The sequence below is a fragment of the uncultured Senegalimassilia sp. genome (genome assembly GCF_934632265.1).
Taxonomy (GTDB): Bacteria; Actinomycetota; Coriobacteriia; order Coriobacteriales; family Eggerthellaceae; genus Senegalimassilia.
On the sequence record NZ_CAKTYH010000020.1, the window covers coordinates 1 to 22,299 of the forward strand.

General features: G+C 64.1%; 17 protein-coding genes. 13 read left to right on the plus strand and 4 right to left on the minus strand.

The features are described from left to right. The 8 genes from Q0H50_RS02795 to Q0H50_RS02830 all read left to right on the plus strand — a co-directional run. Positions 1-703, plus strand: a 703-nt coding sequence (locus Q0H50_RS02795) for a response regulator transcription factor (protein WP_294419134.1), incomplete at its 5' end; no start/stop codon positions are given. A gap of 68 nt (positions 704-771) precedes the next feature. Continuing rightward, positions 772-2,517, plus strand: coding sequence for a HAMP domain-containing sensor histidine kinase (locus Q0H50_RS02800; RefSeq protein WP_294419136.1), 1,746 nt, complete (start codon positions 772-774; stop codon positions 2,515-2,517). A gap of 102 nt (positions 2,518-2,619) precedes the next feature. Continuing rightward, a complete protein-coding gene (locus tag Q0H50_RS02805; protein ID WP_294419138.1) occupies positions 2,620-3,492 on the plus strand; it encodes a phosphoribosylaminoimidazolesuccinocarboxamide synthase in 873 nt (290 codons plus the stop codon). A 184-nt stretch (positions 3,493-3,676) separates the two neighbouring features. Continuing rightward, complete coding sequence (locus tag Q0H50_RS02810) at positions 3,677-4,255, plus strand: hypothetical protein (protein ID WP_294419139.1); 579 nt, start codon at positions 3,677-3,679, stop codon at positions 4,253-4,255. Between the two features lie 171 nt (positions 4,256-4,426). After that, positions 4,427-8,146 (plus strand): phosphoribosylformylglycinamidine synthase, encoded by a 3,720-nt coding sequence (locus Q0H50_RS02815; RefSeq protein ID WP_294419141.1) that lies wholly within the window; start codon positions 4,427-4,429, stop codon positions 8,144-8,146. A 356-nt stretch (positions 8,147-8,502) separates the two neighbouring features. Then, positions 8,503-9,135, plus strand: a complete 633-nt coding sequence (locus tag Q0H50_RS02820; protein WP_294419143.1) for a recombinase family protein — start codon at positions 8,503-8,505, stop codon at positions 9,133-9,135. A 34-nt stretch (positions 9,136-9,169) separates the two neighbouring features. Continuing rightward, complete coding sequence (locus Q0H50_RS02825; RefSeq protein WP_294419146.1) at positions 9,170-9,622, plus strand: hypothetical protein; 453 nt, start codon at positions 9,170-9,172, stop codon at positions 9,620-9,622. A 312-nt stretch (positions 9,623-9,934) separates the two neighbouring features. Beyond that, on the plus strand, positions 9,935-11,188 hold the full coding sequence (locus Q0H50_RS02830) for an MBG domain-containing protein (RefSeq protein ID WP_294419148.1): 1,254 nt from the start codon (positions 9,935-9,937) through the stop codon (positions 11,186-11,188). 89 nt (positions 11,189-11,277) lie between these two features. On the opposite strand, the gene Q0H50_RS02835 is transcribed toward Q0H50_RS02830, so the two are convergent. After that, positions 11,278-11,673, minus strand: coding sequence for a molybdenum cofactor biosynthesis protein MoaE (locus tag Q0H50_RS02835; RefSeq protein WP_294419151.1), 396 nt, complete (start codon positions 11,671-11,673; stop codon positions 11,278-11,280). 523 nt (positions 11,674-12,196) lie between these two features. Between Q0H50_RS02835 and Q0H50_RS02840 the strand changes: the two genes are divergently transcribed. The 5 genes from Q0H50_RS02840 (at position 12,197) to Q0H50_RS02860 (ending at position 17,591) form a co-directional block, all read left to right on the plus strand. Beyond that, on the plus strand, positions 12,197-12,469 hold the full coding sequence (locus tag Q0H50_RS02840) for a hypothetical protein (protein WP_294419153.1): 273 nt from the start codon (positions 12,197-12,199) through the stop codon (positions 12,467-12,469). Between the two features lie 232 nt (positions 12,470-12,701). Further along, positions 12,702-14,057, plus strand: coding sequence for a diaminopimelate decarboxylase (gene lysA / locus Q0H50_RS02845; protein WP_294419155.1), 1,356 nt, complete (start codon positions 12,702-12,704; stop codon positions 14,055-14,057). A gap of 251 nt (positions 14,058-14,308) precedes the next feature. Further along, complete coding sequence (locus Q0H50_RS02850) at positions 14,309-15,592, plus strand: homoserine dehydrogenase (RefSeq protein WP_294419159.1); 1,284 nt, start codon at positions 14,309-14,311, stop codon at positions 15,590-15,592. Positions 15,593-15,863: 271 nt separating this feature from the next. Beyond that, positions 15,864-16,547, plus strand: a complete 684-nt coding sequence (gene pyrE, locus Q0H50_RS02855) for an orotate phosphoribosyltransferase (protein WP_294419161.1) — start codon at positions 15,864-15,866, stop codon at positions 16,545-16,547. Positions 16,548-16,889: 342 nt separating this feature from the next. Continuing rightward, the gene (locus Q0H50_RS02860; protein WP_294419163.1) at positions 16,890-17,591 is read left to right on the plus strand and encodes an HAD family phosphatase; all 702 of its coding nucleotides are present in this window, start codon (positions 16,890-16,892) and stop codon (positions 17,589-17,591) included. A 116-nt stretch (positions 17,592-17,707) separates the two neighbouring features. Here Q0H50_RS02860 and Q0H50_RS02865 read toward each other — a convergent pair whose 3' ends face one another. The 3 genes from Q0H50_RS02865 to Q0H50_RS02875 form a co-directional block, all read right to left on the minus strand. Continuing rightward, positions 17,708-17,950, minus strand: coding sequence for a hypothetical protein (locus Q0H50_RS02865; protein ID WP_294419166.1), 243 nt, complete (start codon positions 17,948-17,950; stop codon positions 17,708-17,710). Between the two features lie 9 nt (positions 17,951-17,959). Next, on the minus strand, positions 17,960-18,886 hold the full coding sequence (metA, locus tag Q0H50_RS02870) for a homoserine O-succinyltransferase (RefSeq protein WP_294419168.1): 927 nt from the start codon (positions 18,884-18,886) through the stop codon (positions 17,960-17,962). 1,375 nt (positions 18,887-20,261) lie between these two features. After that, a complete protein-coding gene (locus tag Q0H50_RS02875) occupies positions 20,262-21,080 on the minus strand; it encodes a hypothetical protein (protein ID WP_294419171.1) in 819 nt (272 codons plus the stop codon). Between the last annotated feature and the right edge of the window lie 1,219 nt (positions 21,081-22,299).

Sequence of the window (22,299 nt, forward strand, 5' to 3'; positions counted from 1 at the left end):
CGAAACCAGGCGCATCCTGCTGGTGGAGGACGAGAAGGCCATCCGCGATGCCGTAACCGCATATCTTGAGCGCGAGAACTATTGGGTAACCGCCGTCGGCGACGGCCAGGAGGCGCTGGAGGAATTCTCCAAGCACCACTTCGACCTGGTCATCCTCGACCTCATGCTCCCGCGCGTCCCGGGCGAGCGTGTCTGCCGCGCCATCCGCGACAACTCCGACGTGCCCATCATCATGCTCACCGCCAAGGGCGAGGTCGAGGACCGCATCATCGGCCTGGAGTTGGGCGCCGACGACTATCTGGTCAAGCCGTTCAGCCCGCGCGAGCTGGTCGCCCGCGCCCGTGCGCTGCTGCGCCGCGTGCACGCCGATTCCGAGCCCCAGCGCGAGGTGCTCGAGTTCGGCGAGCTCACCATCGACGTGTCCGGCCACAAGGTCATGGTCTCCGGCAAGGAGATCGACCTCACGGCCAGCGAGTTCAAGCTGCTCACCACGCTGTCCCGCTACCCGGGCCGCGTGTACTCGCGCATGGAGCTGGTCGAGAAGGTGCTCGGCTACGACTTCGAGGGCTACGAGCGCACCATCGACTCCCATGTGAAGAATCTGCGCGCCAAGATCGGCGACAACCCGCGCAACCCCAAGTGGCTGCACACCGTGCACGGCGTGGGCTACCGCTTCGAAGACCCCACCAAGCAGGGTCAGTAAGCTAGCCGCCGCGCGGCCGCCAGCGCTCGGCCGCGCCTCCCTTCCCAGAAGAAAGGCCGCGAGCCCACGTGGATACCGATACCGATACAACGCAAGACGCTCCTTCGACCGGCTCCGCCACCACGGGGCCGGTCGTGGTTGAGCGCCCCTCCGAGGAAAAGAAAAGGCGCAAGCCGTATCAGGGCGTGGTGAACTGGTGGAACAGCCTGACGTACACCACGCGCATGACCATGGCGTTCGCCCTGATCGCTGCCATGACCGCCATGGTGGCGATCGGCGTGCTGTCGTTCGTGTGGCAGCAGCACTTCCATACCTACACGCAGGAGAACATGGAGTCGCTCGCCGAAAGCACGGCAACGCGCATCGAGGAGGTGTACGACACCTCCCACACCCTGCACGACCCGCAGGTCGAGGCGGTGGCGAAGTATGCCGAAAGCCTGAACAGCGGCGTGGGCGTGGCCGTCATCGACAACACCACGGGCAAGGCCGTGTACGATTCCTCGGCGGTCACCATCGACGACGGCACGGGGTCGTCCCGAAGCGAATCGGGCGCGGGCATGTCGTCGAACTCCAACAGCGGGCGCACGCTGGCGCCGCCTGCCAGCGCCAGCCAGCAGTTCGCCAGCGCGCCCATCGAGTACGGCGGCGCGGCCGTGGGATCTGTGCGCATCTGGGTGTACGGAAGCGAAACCCTGCTCACGCAGGCCGACGAGCAGTTCTCAAACAACTCCTATCAGGCCATGGTCTTCGCCACGGTGCTGGCCATCGTGCTGGCGTCGTGCATCGGCTTCCTGTTCGCGCGCACCCTGGTCCGCCCCGTCAACACCATGGCGCAGACCGCCCGCGCCATCAAGGAAGGCGACCTGTCGGCGCGCACGGGCATCCGCGGCGAGGACGAGATCGCGCGCCTGGGCATGACCTTCGACGAGATGGCCGACTCCATCGAGCGCGACCGCAAGCTCGAACGCCGCCTCACCACCGACGTCGCGCACGAGCTGCGCACGCCGCTCATGGCCATCCAGGCAACGGTCGAGGCCATGGTCGATGGCGTGTTCGAGGCCGATGAGGAGCGCCTTGAAACGGTGAACGGCGAGGTCAAACGCCTAAGCCGCCTGGTCGACGCCATCCTGAAGCTCTCGCGCCTGGAGAATCGCAGCACGCCCATGAAGAAGGAGGTGCTTGAGGTGGGCGACCTCATCAGCGGCATCATCGCCACGCACGATGCCTACGTGACCGACTCGGGCCTCAAGCTCATCTACGAGGTGGAGCGCGGCGTGCGCGTGCGCGGCGACGCGGACATGATCCGTCAGGCCACGGCCAACCTCATCTCCAACGCGGTGCGCTACACCCCCGAGGGCGGCACCATTACCGTCAGCGTTTCCAGCCACGAGGGCATGTGCGCCATCGCGGTGCGCGACACGGGCATCGGCCTGTCGCCCGACGAGGCGAAGATGGTGTTCTCCCGCTTCTGGCGCGCGGACGCCGGCCGCACGCGCGAGAGCGGCGGCCTGGGTATCGGCCTTTCCGTGGTCAAGGAGATCGTCGACCGCCACAACGGCTACGTGGACGTCGAGGGCGAGAAGGGCGTGGGCGCCTGCTTCACCATCAACCTGCCGCTGTACTACGAGGGCGACGAGCAGCGCGAGCAGCGCCAGCAGCAGCGCCAGCAGCAACAACAGCAGCGCGAGCAGCAAATGCAGCAGCGCCAGCAGCAGCGCGAGGCGCAGCGCCAGCAGAAGGAGCAGCAGCGCGCGCAGCAACATGCGCAGAAAACGGGGATACCGTTCGGACGGTCGCACGACGACGGAAAATAGACGATAATGGCAACGTTACAGTCACGCCGCAAACGGCGCGCAAATGCCGGCCGGGCGCCGTCCGCGCCCGGCGCAACTCTCATGGGGAAAGGATAAGCAGGCATGAGCGGAATCGATATCAAGCCGGACGCACAGGGCAAGGTGCGCGACATCTACGACCTGGGCGACAAGCTGCTGATGGTGGCCACCGACCGCATCTCGGCGTTCGATTACATCCTGGAGGACGAGATCCCGCACAAGGGCGCGGTGCTCACGCAAATCTCGCTGTTCTGGCTCGAGCAGCTCAAGGACGTCATCGGCAACCATCTGATCAGCGCCGACGTGGCCGACCTGCCCGAGCGGTTTAAGCCCTACGCCGACTACCTGCGCGGCCGCTTCATGCTGGTGAAGAAGGCCGAGATGTTCCCCGTCGAGTGCATCGTGCGCGGCTACCTTGCCGGCAGCGGCCTGAAGGAGTACCAGAAGCAGGGCACCGTGTGCGGCATCCAGCTGCCCGAGGGCCTGGTGAACTCCTCCAAGCTCCCCGAGCTCATCTTCACGCCCTCCACGAAGGCCGAGATCGGCGACCACGATGAGAACATCAGCTTCGAGCGCTGCGCGCAGATCCTCGGCGAGGACGCCGCCACGCAGTTGCGCGACCTGGCCATCAAGGTGTACTCCGTCGCCCGCGACCATGCCGCCGAGAACGGCATCATCATCGCCGACACGAAGTTCGAGTTCGGCGTCATCGACGGCCAGATCATCCTGGCCGACGAGGTGCTCACGCCCGACTCCAGCCGCTTCTGGCCGGGCGACGCCTACGAGCCGGGCCGTGACCAGGCCAGCTTCGACAAGCAGTACGTGCGCGACTGGCTCAACGCCAACTGGGACCGCCAGGGCAACCCGCCGCATCTGCCTCAGGAGGTCATCGAGCGCACCAGCCAGAAGTACATCGCGGCGTACGAGAAGATCTCCGGCAAGAAGTTCGAGTTCTAGCCCCAAGCCCGGCAGGGCCGCATAAGCAGTACAGGTTCGCAAGGGCGCATGCGGCGCCCCGGATCGGCCCCAGGCATGCGGCGCCGGCGTCAAGCCGGGCCGCGTGCCGAAGGAGATGCGGGGCGCCGCACGCGACCGCAGCAGAAGAAGGTTCGCCTGCCGGCAGGCGGGCGAAGGAGTGAGAATGACACAACGCAACCCCATGAATGAGCGCTACCAATCCGAGGACCGCAAGGGCGCCACGCGCAAGTCGGCCGCTTCCGCGAAGCCGGTTTCCAAGGCCGCATCCTCGGTGCGCATCCAGTCCACGAAGAAGACGCCTCAGCAGAAGAAGGCCGAGCGCAAGCAGCAGCGCGCCAAGGACGCCGAGCGCGATCGCCAGTTCTACAACCCGCCTACCGCCGAGTACAAGCGCCTGCGCAAGATCTGGTGGGTGTGCCTGATCCTGGCCATCGTCCTGACCGTGGTCAGCTTCGCCGGCAACAACCTCGGCATGCCCGCGCCCATCATGTACGTCACCCTGGCGTTGGCCTACGTGTTCATCATCGCCGCCCTCTACATCGACATGGGCAAGTGCCGCAAGGCCCGCCAGAAGTACGCCGACGAGGTGCTCAACCATCCCACCAAGGAGATGCGCGCCGCCGAGAAGAAGGCCAAGGCGCAGCAGCGCGCCGCCGAGAAGCAGGCGGCAGAGCAGCCCGCCGAGCCCGAGCCCCAGAAGAAGGGCCTGTTCGGCTTCGGCAAAAAGAAGAAGGACGAGTAGGCACGGCCAAGCAGGCCGTCAGCCCGTCTCGGCCCAGCAAGACGGAAAACAAACGGGTGCCCGCGCGGTGCCCGCTTGCATTTTAGGAAGGAAGCGGGGCAGGGCCGTCGCCCTTGTCCCGCACGATCGCGGATGGCGCGCCATCCGCACATACGACTAGGAAGGACGTCCATGGTTTCCCGCATCTATGTGGAGAAGAAGCCCGGCTTCGACGTTGAGGCCCAGCAGCTGGCGCACGAGCTGCGCAGCATCCTGGGCATCACCTCGCTCGAGGGTTTGCGCCTGGTGAACCGCTACGACGTGGAGGGCATCTCGCAGGAGCTGTTCGATCAGTGCGTTCCCACGGTGTTCAGCGAGCCCCAGGTCGATGTCGCCTCGGCCGAGCTTCCCCAGGCCGACGGCGCGCAGGTGTTCGCCGTGGAGTTCCTGCCCGGCCAGTTCGACCAGCGCGCGGCTTCGGCAAGCGAGTGCATCCAGCTCATCAGCCAGGGCGAGCGCCCCGAGGTCCGCAGCGCGAAGGTGTACCTGCTGTCCGGCCCGCTGTCCGACCAGGACGTCCAGGCCATCAAGCATTACGTCATCAACCCCATCGAGGCTCGCGAGGCGTCGCTTGAGCAGCGCGACACGCTGGCCATGGCGCAGCCCCAGCCCGAGCCCGTCGAGGTGCTCGAGGGCTTCCTCGACCTTGACGCCGCCGGCCTGGCGCAGTTCATCGCCGACCGCGAGCTGGCCATGGACGAGGCCGACCTGGCGTTTTGCCAGCAGTACTTCCAGAGCGAAGGCCGTTGCCCCACCATCACCGAGATCAAGATGATCGATACCTACTGGTCCGATCACTGCCGCCACACCACGTTCGGCACCGAGATGACCGACGTGGCCATCGACGACCCGCGCGTGCAGGCCGCCTTCGATCAGTACATGGACATGCGCAACGAGCTGGGTCGCCAGGCCAAGCCCGTCTGCCTTATGGATATGGGCACCATCGGCGCGAAGTGGCTCAAGTCCAAGGGCGTGCTCACGGGTCTGGACGAGTCCGAGGAGATCAACGCCTGCACCGTGAAGTGCAAGGTCGACGTCGACGGCGAGGAGCAGGACTGGCTGTACCTGTTCAAGAACGAGACGCACAACCACCCCACCGAGATCGAGCCGTTCGGCGGCGCGGCAACGTGCCTGGGCGGCGCCATCCGCGACCCCTTGTCGGGCCGCAGCTACGTGTACCAGGCCATGCGCGTCACCGGCGCCGCCAACCCGCTGGCGCCCGTGTCCGAGACGCTGCCCGGCAAGCTGCCTCAGCGCAAGCTGGTCACCACGGCCGCTGCCGGCTATTCCAGCTACGGTAACCAGATCGGCCTGGCAACCGGCCAGGTCAACGAGCTGTATCATCCCGGCTACGTGGCCAAGCGCATGGAGATTGGCGCCGTTGTCGCCGCAACGCCGGCCGACCACGTGCGCCGCGAGACGCCCGAGGCGGGCGACGTGGTGGTGCTGCTGGGCGGCCGCACCGGCCGTGACGGCATCGGAGGCGCCACGGGCAGCTCCAAGGAGCACAACCTGGAGTCGCTGGAGCACTGCGGCGCCGAGGTGCAGAAGGGCAACCCGCCCGAGGAGCGCAAGATCCAGCGCCTGTTCCGCCGCGGCGAGGCCACGCGCCTCATCAAGCGCTGCAACGACTTCGGCGCGGGTGGCGTGTCCGTTGCCATCGGCGAGCTGGCCGACGGCCTGCGCATCAACCTGAACAAGGTGCCGAAGAAGTACGAGGGCCTCGATGGCACCGAGCTGGCCATCTCCGAGTCGCAGGAGCGCATGGCCTGCGCCATCGCCGCCTCCGACGTGGACGAGTTCCTGCGCTATGCGCGCGAGGAGAACCTCGAGGCTACCGTGGTCGCCGAGGTCACCGACGATGCGCGCGTGCGCGTCATGTGGAACGACAGCGCCATCATCGACCTCAGCCGCGAGTTCCTGGCAAGCAACGGCGCGCCGAAGCAGCAGGCCGTGCATGTGGGCCAGGCGGGCGCCTATGAGCGCACGTGGGAAGGCGACACCCTTGCGCAGCGCATGAACTCCCTGGTCACCGACCTGAACGTGTGCTCGAACAAGGGCCTGTCCGAGCGCTTCGACTCCACCATCGGCGCGGCCACGGTGCTCATGCCCTTCGGCGGCAAGAACCAGCTGACGCCGGCGCAGGCCATGGTCGCCAAGCTGCCCGTGGGCGGCGAGACCACCCCGTGCAGTGGCATGGCCTGGGGCTTCCACCCCGACCTCACTGAGGCCGACCAGTTCACCGGCTCCTACGTGGCCGTGGTCGAATCGGTCGCGCGCCTGGTGGCGGCCGGCTTCAAGCGCCAGGACATGTACCTGACGTTCCAGGAGTACTTCGAAAGCCTGCGCGGCGACGCGAAGCGCTGGGGCAAGCCCACGGCTGCCGTGCTGGGCGCGCTCATGGCGCAGGTCGACCTGGGCATCGGCTCCATCGGCGGCAAGGACTCCATGTCCGGCAGCTTCGAGCAGCTCGACGTGCCGCCTACGCTCGTGTCGTTCGCCACGGCGGTGGGCAAGGTCGGCCGCGTGACGTCCCCCGAGTTCAAGGGCGCCGGCCATCGCGTGGCGCTGGTGGCTCCGCGCTGCTACGACGCCGAGGGCATCGCGCCCGCGGCCGAGGATGCGCTGGCGGCCATGGATGCCGTGCAGGAGCTCATCGGCAGCGGCGCCGCGCTGGCGGTGTGCGCGCCGGGCTACGGCTGCATGGCCGAGTCGCTGTTCAAGATGTGCGTGGGCAACGGCCTGGGCGTGAAGCTCGACGACGTCGACGCCGACGCGCTGTTCGCGCCCGCGTACGGCAGCTTCCTGGTGGAGCTGGCCGACGATGCGCAGCTGCCCGCCGCAACCGACAACCTGGACGTGGTCGTGCTGGGCGCCACCACCGAGGACTACCGATTCACCGCCGCGGGCGAGGAGCTTGACATGGCCGCGCTGCAGGAGGCATGGGAGGGCGCCATCGAGAGCGTGTACCCGTACCGCCAGCAGGGCGAGGCCGTGAAGCAGGTGACGGTGGACAACCGTCTGCCGCTCACCTACAACGGCACCATCGCGCGCCCGCGCGTGATCATCCCCGTGTTCCCGGGTACGAACTGCGAGTACGATTCCGCTCGCGCCTTCGAGCAGGCGGGCGCCGTGGCCGACACGCTGGTCATCAACAACCTCACGCCCTCGGCGGTCGCCGAGAGCACGAAGGCGCTGGTGGAGGCCATCAAGAACAGCCAGATCATCATGCTGCCCGGCGGCTTCTCCGGCGGCGACGAGCCCGACGGTTCGGCGAAGTTCATCACGGCGTTCTTCCGTGCCCCCGAGGTCACCGAGGCCGTGCGCGACCTGCTGTTCAACCGCGACGGCCTGATGCTGGGCATCTGCAACGGCTTCCAGGCGCTCGTGAAGCTGGGCCTGGTGCCGTACGGCGACATCCGTCCCATGGACGACGAGTGCCCCACGCTCACGTTCAACACCATCGGCCGCCATCAGAGCCGCCTGGTGCGCACGCGCGTGGCCAGCAACCTGAGCCCCTGGCTGTCCCAGTGCGAGCCCGGCGATATCCATACCGTGGCCATCAGCCACGGCGAGGGCCGTTTCGTGTGCAGCCCCGAGCTGCAGCACGAGCTCGAGGTCACGGGCCGCATCGCCACCCAGTACGTTGACGAGGCCGGCCAGCCCAGCATGGACTGGGATGTGAACCCCAACGGTTCCGTTATGGCCATCGAGGGCATCACCAGCCCCGACGGCCGCGTGCTCGGCAAGATGGGCCACGTGGAGCGCCGCGGCGACGGTCTGTACAAGAACGTCCCGGGCGACAAGTTCATGCCCCTGTTCGAAAGCGGCGTGAAGTACTTCACGGACTAGCATGCGAATGCGCCGGCCATTCGGCCGGCGCAGCGTTCGAGAATCGATAGCGCCCCGTCGGCCTTCGCCGGCGGGGCGTTTTGGGTTGTGGCGTATTCGGCCCCTTTTACCATCGTGCAGGTGCGTAGGCGGTGTGGGCGTGGAGGGGTCTTTCTTGATGATGCTAAATGGCGGGTACACTCGAAGCGCTATATGCAGCTGCGGTGGCTAGGTTGGTCTTGGCGTCACGATTGGGGTTCGAGCCGTCAACCGTTCCGCAACGTACGCGAGATTCGCTTGTGCTCGAACGTTATATAGGTAGACTGGCCGATGCCGACCGTTCTTGGTGCGCTTTCGGGCGCAGAAAGGAGCGAGTCATGACCATGTATGGATACGCAAGGGTATCAAGCAAGGATCAAAACCTGAACAGGCAGCTGGATGCCCTATCCGCCGTTGGCGTTTCGGGGGAATCCGTGTTCGTCGATTACCTGAGCGGGCGAAACTTCGATCGCCCCGGGTACCGATCGCTGATCGAGCGTCTGCAGCCTGGCGACGTGCTCGTAGTGAAGAGCATCGACCGCCTTGGCCGCAACTACGACGAGATACTCGGCCAGTGGCGCATGCTCACCAAACAAAAGAGCATCGACATCGTGGTGCTGGACATGCCGCTGCTCGACACGCGCTCGACGTCCGGCCACGGGGTGACGGGGAAGCTGATCGCCGACATCGTGCTGGAATTGCTCAGCTACGTGGCGCACGTGGAACGCGACAACATCCGGCAGCGCCAGGCGGAGGGAATCGCGGCGGCGCGCGCACGCGGCGTGAAGCTGGGGCGACCGGCGCTAGCCGTGCCCGAAGAGTTCGATGCGGTGTGCCGCAAATGGGAAGACGGCTGTTTGAACAGCCGGCAAGCAGCGGAATCGTTGGGAGTTTCGCATACGACGTTCTTGAAGTGGGCCAAGCAGCGCCCCGCGGACGTCACAATCCCTCACAAATCGATGCGTTCATAGCAAGAATCGTATCGTTTGCCAATACCGAATTCGGATGTTGGCAAATAATCTAGACGTTTACTTACAGCCCCCTCGGCCTGATAAAGCGTTACTCGTTTCGGAGTGCAAAACGCTTTATCAGGCCGTTTCTTTTCACTCGCTCAATGAAATTAATATAGCCGACCACTCAAGTAATGTCTGCATTTGCTTACGCCCGTATATACAACAACGTATGCGCGGAAAGGCACATATGCGCAAGATACATGAGGGTGATATATCGCTAACTCCTACTCAGGAGCGTCTGCTCGGCTATATTGCCGCGCAAACAACCATTTCAGGTTCGGCGCAGGCAACGAAAAAGGAGTTGTCGCAGCTGATGGGCTGCAGCGTCAAGACCATCGACCGCGCCATCACGCGCATGAGCCGGGAAGGGCTTATCAAAGTCGAGCCATGCCATTCCGAAAACGGAGGGCAGCTTTCGAATGCATACAGCGTTGTAAATAGCTGATCGGGGCTCTTACGACCCGGTCCTTTCGTGATTGCGAACCAGACGATAAACAAGCAACGCAAGGCGATAACGGGAAAGGGAGAAAGAAGCCCAGACTGAGGCCTCCAGCAGAGAAGGCTAAATCCGCCGAGCCGACAACGGACCAGGTCAACCAACTGTTACAGCCGCCGATAACGCAGTAGACGAACCGATAACGGTGGCTTTTGGAACAGGCGATTTGCATCGGTACGCATCGATGCCGATGCAAAGCATAGGTTGGGGATTGCGAAAAGGAGCAATCCGGATAGCTGAATCTGACGAGGAGGTTAATCAATGAAAAGATTCAGAAAAGCACTGGGCATTGTGGCGCTGGCGCTAGTAGTCTCGCTTTCCCTTGCGATGCCGGTAAGTGCATGGGCAGACGAGGCGGAGAGCTATGGGAAGCCCGATGTTTCCGGTCCTCAGAGCGCATGGTACAACGGCCAGTCCCATCACTTCAGGTCGACGGTCAAGGACTCCGTAAGCGGCAAAGACCTTGTGGAGGGAACGGATTATACCCGATCCTTCTGCTTCAAAAGCGACCGTAAAAACCCGGGCGCCGGCGATACCTGGCTTGAAACCGACGACGGCATGGCAAGCTCGGGTTTCGTTTGGGAGAAGATAGACTTCATCGGCAATTACGCCGGAAACGGCTCCAACATTGTGCGTCACAACATCCTGACGCTGTATGAATTCAAGGAGTTGAGCGTCACGAAGGTCGAGGGTGAAGCCGATCCGACCTTGGAAGCTACTTTGAGCCTGTTCGTCGGCGATCCCACGACTCTGCTTGACCTTTCGGCTTTCAGCCTGAGCCGTGAGGCAGGCGAGCAGCCCGGCGAGTATGCGGTCACCTATACGACCGATCCGGAGCAGATTCCGGCAGCTTCCACGAGCAACAGCGCGAATACCCGTACGGGCCTTGGCGACGTCGACCTGGGCGATGGCTACATCTACAAGATGGTGGTCGGTGACGACATCTGCGGCTATAACTACATCCGCATCGTTCCTGCCACGCTCACTATCGTCCCTGCTTATACCGACGTCAGCGCTACGATCGCTTGGAAGGATTCCTCTGACGAGGAAGGCCTGCGCCCGAGTGCCGAGGACTATGCCAAGCTTCTCTCGCTTACCGCCGATGGCGTCGCTTCCGATATGCTGCCCGCTGTTGTGGACAATGGCGACGACACGTATACCGTCACGTACACTGGCGTCCGCCAGTACGCCTATGACGATGAGGGCGTGCGCCACGATGTCGACTACAAGATCACCCAGGCAGACGTTGATGGTTACACCACCGACAACGCTACCGTCGGTAACGAAGGCGTCATCACGAACACGCACGAGGTTAAGGCGGATTCTGCCGGCGAATCCGACGACGAGTCCGATGACAAGTCCAAGGACGATTCCGGCAACAAGCCCGAAGAGGAGCAAGTAGCTACCGAGCTGGCCGAGACCGGCGATCAGGCCCCGAGCGTCCTTGTGGCCTTGGCTCTGGGCGCTTCCGCGCTGGGAGTCGCCGTCGTGGCAAAGAGGCGTAGCAAGCGCTAAGCGCGGCGTTTCTTTAGCTTCATAATAAGGAGAGAAGCCCATCGGTTCACGCCGATGGGCTTCTCTTTGGCAGCGGCGGCGGTGGTCGCTTACGCGTAGATTTCCTTCTCCACCACCAGCTCGTTCTTGATCTTGCCGACCAGCTGCTGCAGCGCGTCGATGCAGCGCGGGCGGATGTCGGCGCCGATGAGCACGTACATGAGCGAATCGCCCACGTTCAGCGCGCCCTCGTTGAGCCACACGCGCACATAGTAGACGCCCGGCCACGTGAGCGCCTCCTTGACGGCCTGCTCAAGGCCTTCGGCATCGTAGCTGAAGTCGACCTGTGCAACGTCGCCGAGCCCCTCGACGCCCTCGCGCACCTGCGCCTTGGGCGTGATGCGCACCACGCCGTTATGCGTGAGGAACATGCCGCACTGCGCGGCCTTCGGGTCCTGCTTCGCTTCCTTGAGCCATTCGTCCATGGACGGTTCGGGTTTCGCCATTTTGGCCTCCTTGCGTGACGTTGACGGTCTTTGCGGTGCCGACCGGGCGGGAGTCGCCGCGATGGCATGATTTTGCGACTCAGATTGTACCGCACGCGTAAAGGCAAGGTGGGGCTTCTGTGAACACTGCAAAAAGCCCTTTAAAACGTAAAAGCAAAAAGATAGTCTTGAACAATTTTCTTAAGGAGTGTAGATTAATCGGCCAGTATTTTAGTGGCCGATTCGCCGGGACAAAAACCCGTTTTCTACTGATAACCTGGTGAAACATATATTCACATAGCCTATCGGTTAAGAGGGTTTCTATTGACCGTATTTTTGTGCAGGTGCACAAAATGTTGGTGAAAAGTGTCCGAATCGTGAAGAAAACGACAGATATCTTCACTTCTGGCGCAGCCCTGATAGATTGGCAATCACACCGAACGCAACGAAGTTGTCAAGGAACAGATTTCCAACGTTGCCAAACGGTGAAGTAGACCAAAGCCTGAAACGGATTCAGGCGAGCGAGAAAGGATGACGGGTAAAAATGAACGCAGCAACGAACGTGAAACAGATCCAAGGAAACCATACCCCGATTACCATGCTCGTCGGGTTCGTCGCCCTGCTGGCAATCGCGATCGCGGTGTGCGCCATCGCTTCTTCGGCTGTGGCATCGCTGACGGGTTTCACCCTGGTGGCAGCTCAGACCCCGGCTATCAGCCTTGCATGGTTCGGTAGCACCGTGGCGCCGCTCCTGGGCGAATTCGTGGTGCTGTTCGCCATCGCCGCTGGCCTGGCCCACATGTCCTTCCGCAAGTAAACGCACCTGCGCGGGAAAACAATCTCATATGCAAAGCCCTCGCGAAAGCGGGGGCTTTTTCGTGCCTGCAAACGGCTCGGCGGGGTTGCCGAGCCGTTACTATTTGCAGGCGAATTTACCAGGTTGACACAGTGGCGCGCGCCCGAGCCTGATACTATGGAACGGATTGAGAACTGCGTCAGTTTGCCAATTGCAACTTGACACCGGGAACTGCGAGAAAGCGAGCGCGCCTATGTCTTTGGCACCATCGGATCATACCAAGCAACCTGATAACCGCACCACCATGGAGCTGGGCGCCGTGCTGCCCATGACCGCCGAGGTGCGCGACGACCACCTGTTCGTCGGCGGCGTCGATATGGTGGAGCTCGCCCATAAGGAAGGCACCGCGCTCTACGTCATGGACGAGGCCGACATGCGCAACCGCATGGAAACCTACCTCAAGGCGTTCCGCAGCCGTTATGAGAACTCTGACGTCATCTTCGCCTCCAAGGCGTTCCTTAATAAGGAAACCGCGCGCATCGTCGCGCAGGAGGGCCTGTGCCTCGACGTGTCCGGCGGCGGCGAGCTGTGGTGCGCGCAGCAGGCCGGCTTCCCCATGGAGCGCGTGTTCGTGCACGGCAACAACAAAACGCCGCAGGAGCTGCGCGAGGCCATCTCGGCGGGCGTCGGCCGCATCGTGGTGGACAGCCGCATCGAGCTGGGCCGCATCAGCCAAATCGCCGGCGAGCTGGGCGTCACGCAGGATGTTTACATGCGCGTCACCCCCGGCGTCGAGGCGGACACGCACGAGTACATCCGCACGGGCTGCGAGGACAGCAAGTTCGGCTTCACCATGCTCAATGACTTCGCCTTCAAGTGCGTCAAGGATGCGCTCGAGACCCCGAATGTGCGCCTGGCGGGCTTCCACTGCCACATCGGCTCGCAGATCTTCGCACTGCATTCCTTCGCCGAGGCCGTGCAGGTCATGGTCGAGTTCATCGCCCGCGTGAAGGAAACCTACGGCTACGAGGTCGAGGAGCTCGACATGGGCGGCGGCCTGGGCATCGCCTACAAGGCCGATGACAAGCCCTCCACCATCGACGAGTTCGCCGAGTGCACCGTCAACGCGGTCCGCGAGAACTGCGAGCGCCTGGGCGTGAAGCTGCCGCGCCTGGCCGTCGAGCCCGGCCGCAGCCTGGTGGCAACCCCGGGCCTTACGCTGTACACCGTCGGCATCCTGAAGACGCTGCCCGGCATCCGCAAGTACGTGGCCATCGACGGCGGCATGTCCGACAACATCCGCACGGCGCTCTACCATGCCGATTACGAGCCCGCCATCGCCAACAAGGCCGGCCAGCCCCGCACCGAGATCGTCACGCTGTGCGGCAAGCACTGCGAAAGCGGCGACGCGGTGGTCATCGACATGCCGCTGCAGACGCCCGAGCTGGGCGACGTCATCGCGGTGTTCGGCACCGGCGCATACTGCTACACCATGGCCAGCAACTACAACGGCCAGCCGCGCCCCGGCATCGTGTTCGTGAAGGACGGCCAGGCCCGCGTGGTCACCCGCCGCGAAACCTACGCCGACCTGTACCACCGCGACATCTAGTCGCTTCCGGGCGGTCGGGCTCGCACGGCGCTGGGGCCCACCCGGCAGCCGCAAGCCCGACCGCCCGCCGCATATTCCGCGCTTTCGCGGGTTTTGCGGGATCGGCGGTCGTCTCGCCGGCTCCAAGGGGCCTGTGGGCGGCATCGGCGCGCGGCGCCGGCGTTCCTGCGGTATCCTCTGTTCCGTAACAAGCCATCCCAAACCCGCCCGGCGCTTCGGGCACAGTTTTTCAACCTTTCGAAGGGGGAGACATGACCATTAAACTTGGACTCGTGGGAACGGGCACCGTCGGCGGCGGCTGCTTGGACATCCTGCGCAACCATCGCGAGGACTTCAAGCGTCATCTGGGCGTCGACATGGAAGTGGTGCGAGTGTGCTCGCGCAATCCCGAGCAGGCTGAGGCGCGCGGCGTGCTGCACCTGTTCACTGAGGACTTCAACGACATCATCAACGACCCCGAGATCGATATCGTCATCGAGCTGATCGGCGGCACCACCGCTGCGCGCGACGTGGTGCTCGGCGCCCTGCGTGCCGGCAAGAACGTGGTCACCGCCAACAAGGCGCTCATGGCCACTTTCGGCGACGAGGTCATGGACCTTGCCCGCGAAAAGGACCTGGAAGTGGGCTTCGAGGCCAGCGTCGGCGGCGGCATCCCCATCATCCAGCCGCTGAAGCACTCGCTCATCAGCAACGAGATCACCTCCGTCATGGGCATCGTGAACGGCACCACCAACTACATGCTCACGCGCATGGTCGACGACGGCCTGTCCTACGAGGACGCGCTGGCCGAGGCTCAGGCGAAGGGCTTCGCCGAGGCCGACCCCACCGCCGACGTGGACGGTTTCGACGCCGCTGCGAAGATCGCCATCCTGGCATCTATCGCCTTTAACAGCCGCGTGAAGCTCAACGATGTCTACACCGAGGGCATCCGCAACATCACGCAGCTTGACATGGACACCGCTGACGACATGGGCTACGTCATCAAGCTGCTGGCGCTGGCGCATCGCACGTCCGAGGGCATCGATGTGCGCGTGCATCCCACCATGCTGCCGAAGGCCCATCAGATGGCCCAGGTCAACGGCGTGTTCAACGCAATCTACGTAACGGGCGACGCCGTGGGCGAGACCATGTTCTTCGGTGAGGGCGCCGGCGCGGGTCCTGCCGCCGCGGCGGTCATGGGCGACGTGCTGGAGGTTGCGCGCCACATGACGCTCGGCATCCCGCCGGTGGTCGGCTGCACCTGCACCGACAACCTGCCCATCGTTCCCATGGAGCAGCTGAGCACCAAGTACTACATCCGCTTCTCCGTTGCCGACCGTTCCGGCGTGTTGGCCGCCATGGCCGGCGTGTTCGCCAAGCACGGCGTCAGCGTGCGCAGCGTGGTGCAGCGCGGTAGCGCCCAGCATGAGACGGTGAACCTCAGCTACGTCACGCACACCGCCAGCGAGGCGAGCGTGCGCCGCGTGCTCGAGGAGATCGGCGGGCTCGAGGACGTCCTGCGCGCCGAGCCCAGCGTCATCCGAGTGGAGGACTAGCGCGGTTCCGGCTGCTTGTTGGCGGCCGGGTTCGTTTGCGACCGGTTGCTTCCGACGCCCTGATTCTCCTTTCGCCTGCGCGGGCGCGACTTGAGGGTCGGCGCCTGCGTGCCCCAAGGCCATCATGGGCGTCGGAAGCGCCTTTGCCAACCGCCGGCCCGCAAGCCGGCGGTTGGCGTAATCGGAGAGAATCTGATACTTTATCTGGAAGCCGGTTAGACGGGGCAAAGGGATCGTTTCCCCGCCCCGTTTCTTTGCGAAAGGGGATTTCATGGAGCAGTACAAGGAAGAGTTCATCCACTTCATGGTGGAGAGCCATGTTTTGAAGTTCGGCAGCTTCACGCTGAAAAGCGGCCGCCAGTCCCCGTTCTTCATGAACGCCGGCGCGTACGTCACGGGCGAGCAGCTGCATCGTCTGGGCAGGTACTATGCCCAGGCCATCCATGACAACTTCGGCCTGGACTTCGACGTGGTGTTCGGCCCGGCCTACAAGGGCATCCCGCTGGCCGTGGTCACCGCCATCGCGCTGCAGGAGCTCTACGGCAAGGAAGTGCGCTACTGCTGCAACCGCAAGGAGGTCAAGGACCACGGTGCCGACAAGGGCAACCTGCTGGGCGCCGACCTGCACGACGGCGACCGTGTCATCATGGTCGAGGACGTCACCACCTCCGGTAAGTCCATCGACGAGACGTACCCCATCCTCAAGGGTGCTGCCGACGTCGAGGTCAAGGGCCTGATCGTCAGCCTGAACCGCATGGAGGTCGGCAAGGGCGGCGTGGTCACCGCTCAGAAAGAGGTGCAGGAGAAGTACGGCTTCCCCGTGGCCTCCATCGTCAGCATGGCCGAGGTCGTCGAGTGCCTGTACAACAAGGAGGTCGAGGGCGAGGTCGTCATCAACGACGACATCAAGGCCGCCATCGACGAGTACTACAAGCAGTACGGCGCCAAGGAATAGGCGAAACGCGCCCGAGCGCTTCGGGCGAACAGAATAGCGAAGCCCAGCGGCGCCGAACGGCCATGGACCGTTCGGCGCCGCTGTTGTTCTGGAGGGTGGGGTAGATGCCTTCCGCGCGTCAGGTGATGTGCTGTGAGTTTGCTCCGTTTTTACTGAGACGCACGAACTCGATCCTTTATTGGCGAAGGGCTGACGTATCGTCCTAGAGAAATCCGAGGCGGCTCGCTTGCGCTCGGGGGCGGCCGTTCTTAGGCAAGTTCGGGTGTTGGTCTGCAGTTCTGACGGGCGGGCGCGGTTCCTGCTAGGCTTGCGGGGAAGGCAAACGCAAGGGAAGGATGAGTCATGGACGCAAGCAAGATCGGCGTGGTGTTCGACTGCGATGGCACGTTGCTCGATTCGATGGGCGTGTGGCACGGGCTGCAAAACGAGCTGGCCGAACGCGCGGGAGGCACGCTCACCGCCGACGATGTGGCGGCGCTGGCCCCTATGAGCATCCCCGAGTGCGGCGCGTTCTTCCACGAGAAGTTCGGCTTGGGCGAAAGCGACCGCGAGGTGGTCGGCATGATTGACGAGTACATGCTGGACTTCTACCGCAACCGCGCCGAGGCGCGTCCCGGCGCGCTCGAGTTCGTGCAGGGGCTTGCCCAGGCGGGCGCGCATCTGACGGTGGCTTCTTCGAGCCCCAAGCCGTACCTGCTGGCCGGCATCGAGCGCTGCGGGTTCGCCCCGTATCTCGAGCGCGTGCTGTCGGTGGAAGACGTGCATTCCACGAAGCGCGAGCCCGACGTGTGGGACCGCGCTCGCGAGATCATGGGAACGTCCAAGCAGCTGACCTGGGGCGTTGAGGATTCCGCATACGCCATCGGCACGCTTAGCGGCGCCGGCTACCGCACGCTCGGCATATACGACAGCGACGATGCCGGCACGTGGGACGCCCTGCAAGCCTCCGCCGAGCACGCGATCAGCAGCTTCGAGGACCTCACGGTCGAGGAGTTCCTCGTCTGGAGCGAGCAGCCGCTCTTCGCCGGCACGGCCAACAAATAGGCGGGGCGGGGCATTCCCCGATTCTCTGATTAAAACCGACGGGCCCGGAACGGTCGTTCGTTCCGGGCCCGTCGCTATTTCTTGGCTGGTCTGATTTTCTTCGAGGTTTGCCTTCCCTAATCCCAAGGGTTTTCCTGGAACAGTGGCTCGGGTGTGGGCGGGCGGTCCGAGTAGGGGTCGTAGCCGTCGTCGTCCTCGTTCTCGGCGCGGATGAAGGGGTCGTTGGCGGGTTGCTCGGATGCGGACCCGGGCGCTGCGCCCTCCTTCGCCGACTGCCGTCCCGCTTCAGCCGACGGCCCTTTGCCGGCTTTGCCGGGCAAAGGGGTGACCTGCGGCTTGATGGTGTAGTGCTTCGGCATGGCGCTTCGCTATTCGTCGGCGCCCAAGTCGCTCAGGTCGTAAGGCGTGGTCTGGTACACGTAGTAGTTCAGCCAGTTCGTGTACAGCAGCTGCGCGTGCGCGCGCCACGTGCTGACCGGCTCCTGCGAGGGGTCGTCGTTGGGGAAGTAGTGGGCCGGCACGGGGACGTCCATGCCCTTGTTCACGTCGCGCTCGTACTCGGCGCGCAGCGTGCCGGTGTCGTACTCGGGGTGGCCGAACACGAAGAAGTGACGGCTGTCGGTGCTCTTGGCGATGTACACGCCGGCCTCATCGGACTGCGCGATGATCTCCAGGCGAGGGTCCGCCTCGATGTCCTCGGCGTACACGGTGGTGTGACGGGAGTGCGGCGCCCAGAAGCGGTCGTCGAATCCGCGCACCAGCGGGCTGGAGGGTTTCAGCACGTCATGGTTGAACACGCCGGAGAGCTTCTTCGGTAACTCGTGCTTCTGGATGCCGTAGTGGTAGAAGATGCCGGCCTGCGCGCCCCAGCAGATGTGCAGCGTGGAGTGCACGTTGGTGGTGGACCACTTCATGATGCGGCACAGCTCGTCCCAGTAGTCGACGTCCTCGAACTCGTGCAGCTCGACGGGCGCGCCGGTGATGATCATGCCGTCGTAGCGGTTGTCTTTGACCTGGTCGAACGAGCGATAGAACGTCTTAAGGTGCTCCTGGGAGACGTTGCGCGATTCGTGGGAGATGGTGTGCAGCAGCTCCACCTCGATCTGCAGCGGGGTGTTGGACAGCTTGCGCATGATCTGCGTTTCCGTCTCGATCTTCTTCGGCATGAGGTTGAGCAGCAGCACGCGCAGCGGGCGGATGTCCTGATGCACGGCTCGATGCTCGGTCATGACGAAGATGTTCTCGCTTTCCAGCTGCTCGGTCGCGGGCAGCTGGTCGGGAATCCTGATTGGCATGAATCGGTCCTTTCCGGATTGAGCGTCCCGCGCGGGCGGGACGGGTATGTGCGGTTGTGCGGCGGAGTTGGTGCCGTTCGCCTGCTGAAACTTACCGCCTGCACCATAATATCAAAGCCGCAGAATACCGGGTTATTGGTAAACCAGAAAGCAAGTTATCGCCGCGAGCAAACGCAGCGGACGAGCCGCTGGCCAGCGGGGCGGTGAATTGCCATGAGGATCCGCCGCCCGGCGCACGGCGGTCCGGCGGGTAGGTTGGCACCGCGCGGGGCAAGCGAGCCATTGGCCGGCGGCGGGGCGCTCGGCGCAGCGGGCCTGCAACGTCGGCAAAGCGTGCAGGTCGGTGCGTCTGCCAGGCGATGCGGCGGACCAGCGGGCGGCGAGCTGGCGAGGTGGCTCTGGGTGGCATATGCTCCCGGTGCAACTGGAGGCCGTCGGTAAGATCGCGATGCCGGCGCGGTGTGCGCCTGGCGCTTGACGGGTTCGCGGTGCCGTCTGGGCGTACGGCCGGTATGGCGGCAGGCCGATACGGTCAAGTGCCGCGATCGGCGCATATAATCTGGCGGCAATGCGCAGTACCGACAATGCAAGATGTCGACACTGTTTTGAGCCGCGCTCATGCTTTTCTCGGCGCCGTTTTTTTGTGGCTCCTGGAGCTGCCTCCGTGGCGCACTTGCCGTGCCCCCCGTCTTCTGGGCCCTTTTGCAGAAAAATGGACCCAAATTTGACGTTACTCCGAACTTCTGGGCGGTTTTCGAGGGGCTATTCTGTGTCGAATATTTCTGACCTGGGGAAACGCACGCGGCAAAGGGCGCTATTCGCTGTTTTCGCCTGCAAAACCGCCCAGAAGATCAAGCAGTCCCCAATGCGGTCGCCCGAGCCCGGTTCGTCCCGCTGCCCCCCTTCTGCGCAAGCCCCCGTCGCGGGCGAGGGCGCGTTCGCTTCGTTTCGCCCGGCTCGGCGCTCGCGCGGTTCTTTCCATCCGAGTCCTTCGCGCTGGCTTCTTCCGCCCGGCCTCGCCATTCCTCGCACGGCTATATACGCTTGAATCCGCTGCCCATTGTGTTGTTGCCTTCGTCCGGGTTCGTCGCTCGATGCCCTGGTTGGTCTACCCAGTCCGTCCATTGAGCTGGCTTCTCTAGCCCGAACTCCGTCTGTCGTGTTGGCCCTTTCCGCTCGAACTCGCTGCCCGGTGTTCAGCTCCTTCCGTCTGGGCCCCGCCCATCGTGCCGATCTCCTTTCCTGAATCCTCGTCCCTTGCGCAGCTTCCTCTGCCCGAGCTTGCCGCCTGTCGAGCTGGCTTCTTCCGTCCGAGCCCCGTGCTTCGTCCGTCTTCGGCCGCTCGGACCGCGGCGCTGATAGTGCCGACGCATCCTTAGCGAATGTCGAATGCGCTGTTCAGCGTGAACTCACGCAGGATATCTTGCTGAATCGCATCGGGCTTGGGCAGGGGCCGCTTCCGCTTGCGGTGCGCGGCGATGGCGGAAGCGGCGTGCTCGAAGCGGACCGGGTCGTCGACTTGCTGTGCGCGGAGCGAGATCACGCTGATCCCAAGCGACGTCAAGATGGTGGCTCGCGTCTGGTCCTCGACGATTTTGCGCTCATCGCTATGGTGCGCCTTGCTGTCGTATTCGACCGCAAGGTTCCAGCTCGGCCAGAACAGGTCGCAATAAAACTGCCGCACGCCATGCGCCCTTCGCGGATCTGGCGCGCAAACGGGGTAGTTCATCTGCGGCTTCGAAAAGCCATAGCCTCCCCAGCATGGCGGCATGCAAAGCAGCATGGCCAGCGCGGTCTCCCTTGGGGAGGCTGATCCCTCCGCGACATGCGTCAGGGCCTGTCGGGCCCGCGCAACGCCGCGCGCGCCTTTAGCGCTTCCGAGGAAGTCGCCGATTTTGTCCTTCGAGGTGAGCGCTGGTTGGTCGATTGCACGCCCGTCGGGCGCGAGGGAATAACAGCCGCACAGCTCGAACCCGAGTTTGACCAGCTGCAGAAGAGGCAGCACGCGCGCCATCTGCAGAAAGCACAGCTCAGGCGCGCTGCAAAAGATATCGCCCTCGACGTGGACGAAGCCGTTCGGCGGGATTTTCTCGGCAAGGTGGCACGTTATGGAGCCGATGGAGCGACGCCTTCGCTGCTCGGTCGCGAGTACGTGAACGGTCCCGTCGCCGACCGCGGCGAACCGCTGCGTCAAACGCGGGGCATCGTACCGCGAGACGCCGAAGGCGGAAGGCGTTTTCGAAGGCGGCAACCTTTTGATCTCGGACTGGCTGCGCAAATACCGAAGGGCGGAAGTGTGGGATAAAGCGATCATGGGCGACCTCGTGTCATCGGCGGATGGGCGCATGGAGATGCGCGGGTATTCCACAGTGTGATGCCGCCGTCTTGCGAAACCCTTGCCGAGATCTTGCGAAAAGGGGTTGCGAACCTTGCGGAAAGTGCGTCGGCGCAGGCTGCGGCGGGGCGTCGTGAGCCGCGATGGGTGCCGAAGCGGATCGCGGTGGGGCGCCGTCATGAGCTGCGGTGGGCATCGGCACGGGATGCGGTGGGCGTCGGCTTGGACCGCGGTGCGCGTCGAGGCGGACCGCAGCGGGGTCGATGAGAATCGCGGCGGGCGTCGATACGGGCTGCGGCGGGCGTCGTGAGCGCTGATGGGCACCGAAGCGAGCTGCGGCGGGCGTCGTGAGCGCTGATGGGCACCGAAGCGAGCTGCGGTGGGGCGTCGAAGGATCTTCTGGGCGGTTTTGAAGCCACGATTGCAGGTATGGTTGCTGGCAGTTTTTAAAACCCCAGGTCAGAGGGTTGCTAGTTTACCCTTGCAAACACTTTGCCAGACAATACGGCGAAAAACCGCACAGAACTCCGGAGAGATGTCAAAAACGGGGGCCAAAACCTGCAAAACCGTCCAGAACTCGGGGGGGGTGGAGAATGGCGGACGCGAAAGGGCTGCAGGCGGAGAAGACGGAGAGGGCGGAAAGGGCTGCAGGCGGAAAAGACGGAGAGGGCGGAAAGGGCGGAAAGGGCGGGGAAAGGCGTGGCTGGATATGGCTGATATCCGTCCAGAATATGAGGGGACGGCAGATTGCGAATGTGAAAGAGGTCGATGCGGGGAAAGGGTGACCAGATGCGGTCGGGAACTGCCCAGAACGCTAGGGATCGGGTCGGCGGCGCGGCGGGGCTCGTCGCGCAGGGCCATCAGTCCTGGCGAGCCGGCCTTGGCGCGGCGGATCGCCATGGAGGTCGGCGGTCGGCGGCTGGCGGCTGGCGGGCTTGCCGCGCGATGCCGTCGGCGGCTGGCGGCTGGCGGGCTTGCCGCGCGGTGTCGTCGGCAGCGAAGCGGCGCGGCGGATCGCCATGGGGGACCCGCCGTTCGGCGCGTGGCGGCCCGGCGCAGGGGATCGATGACGCGGCGC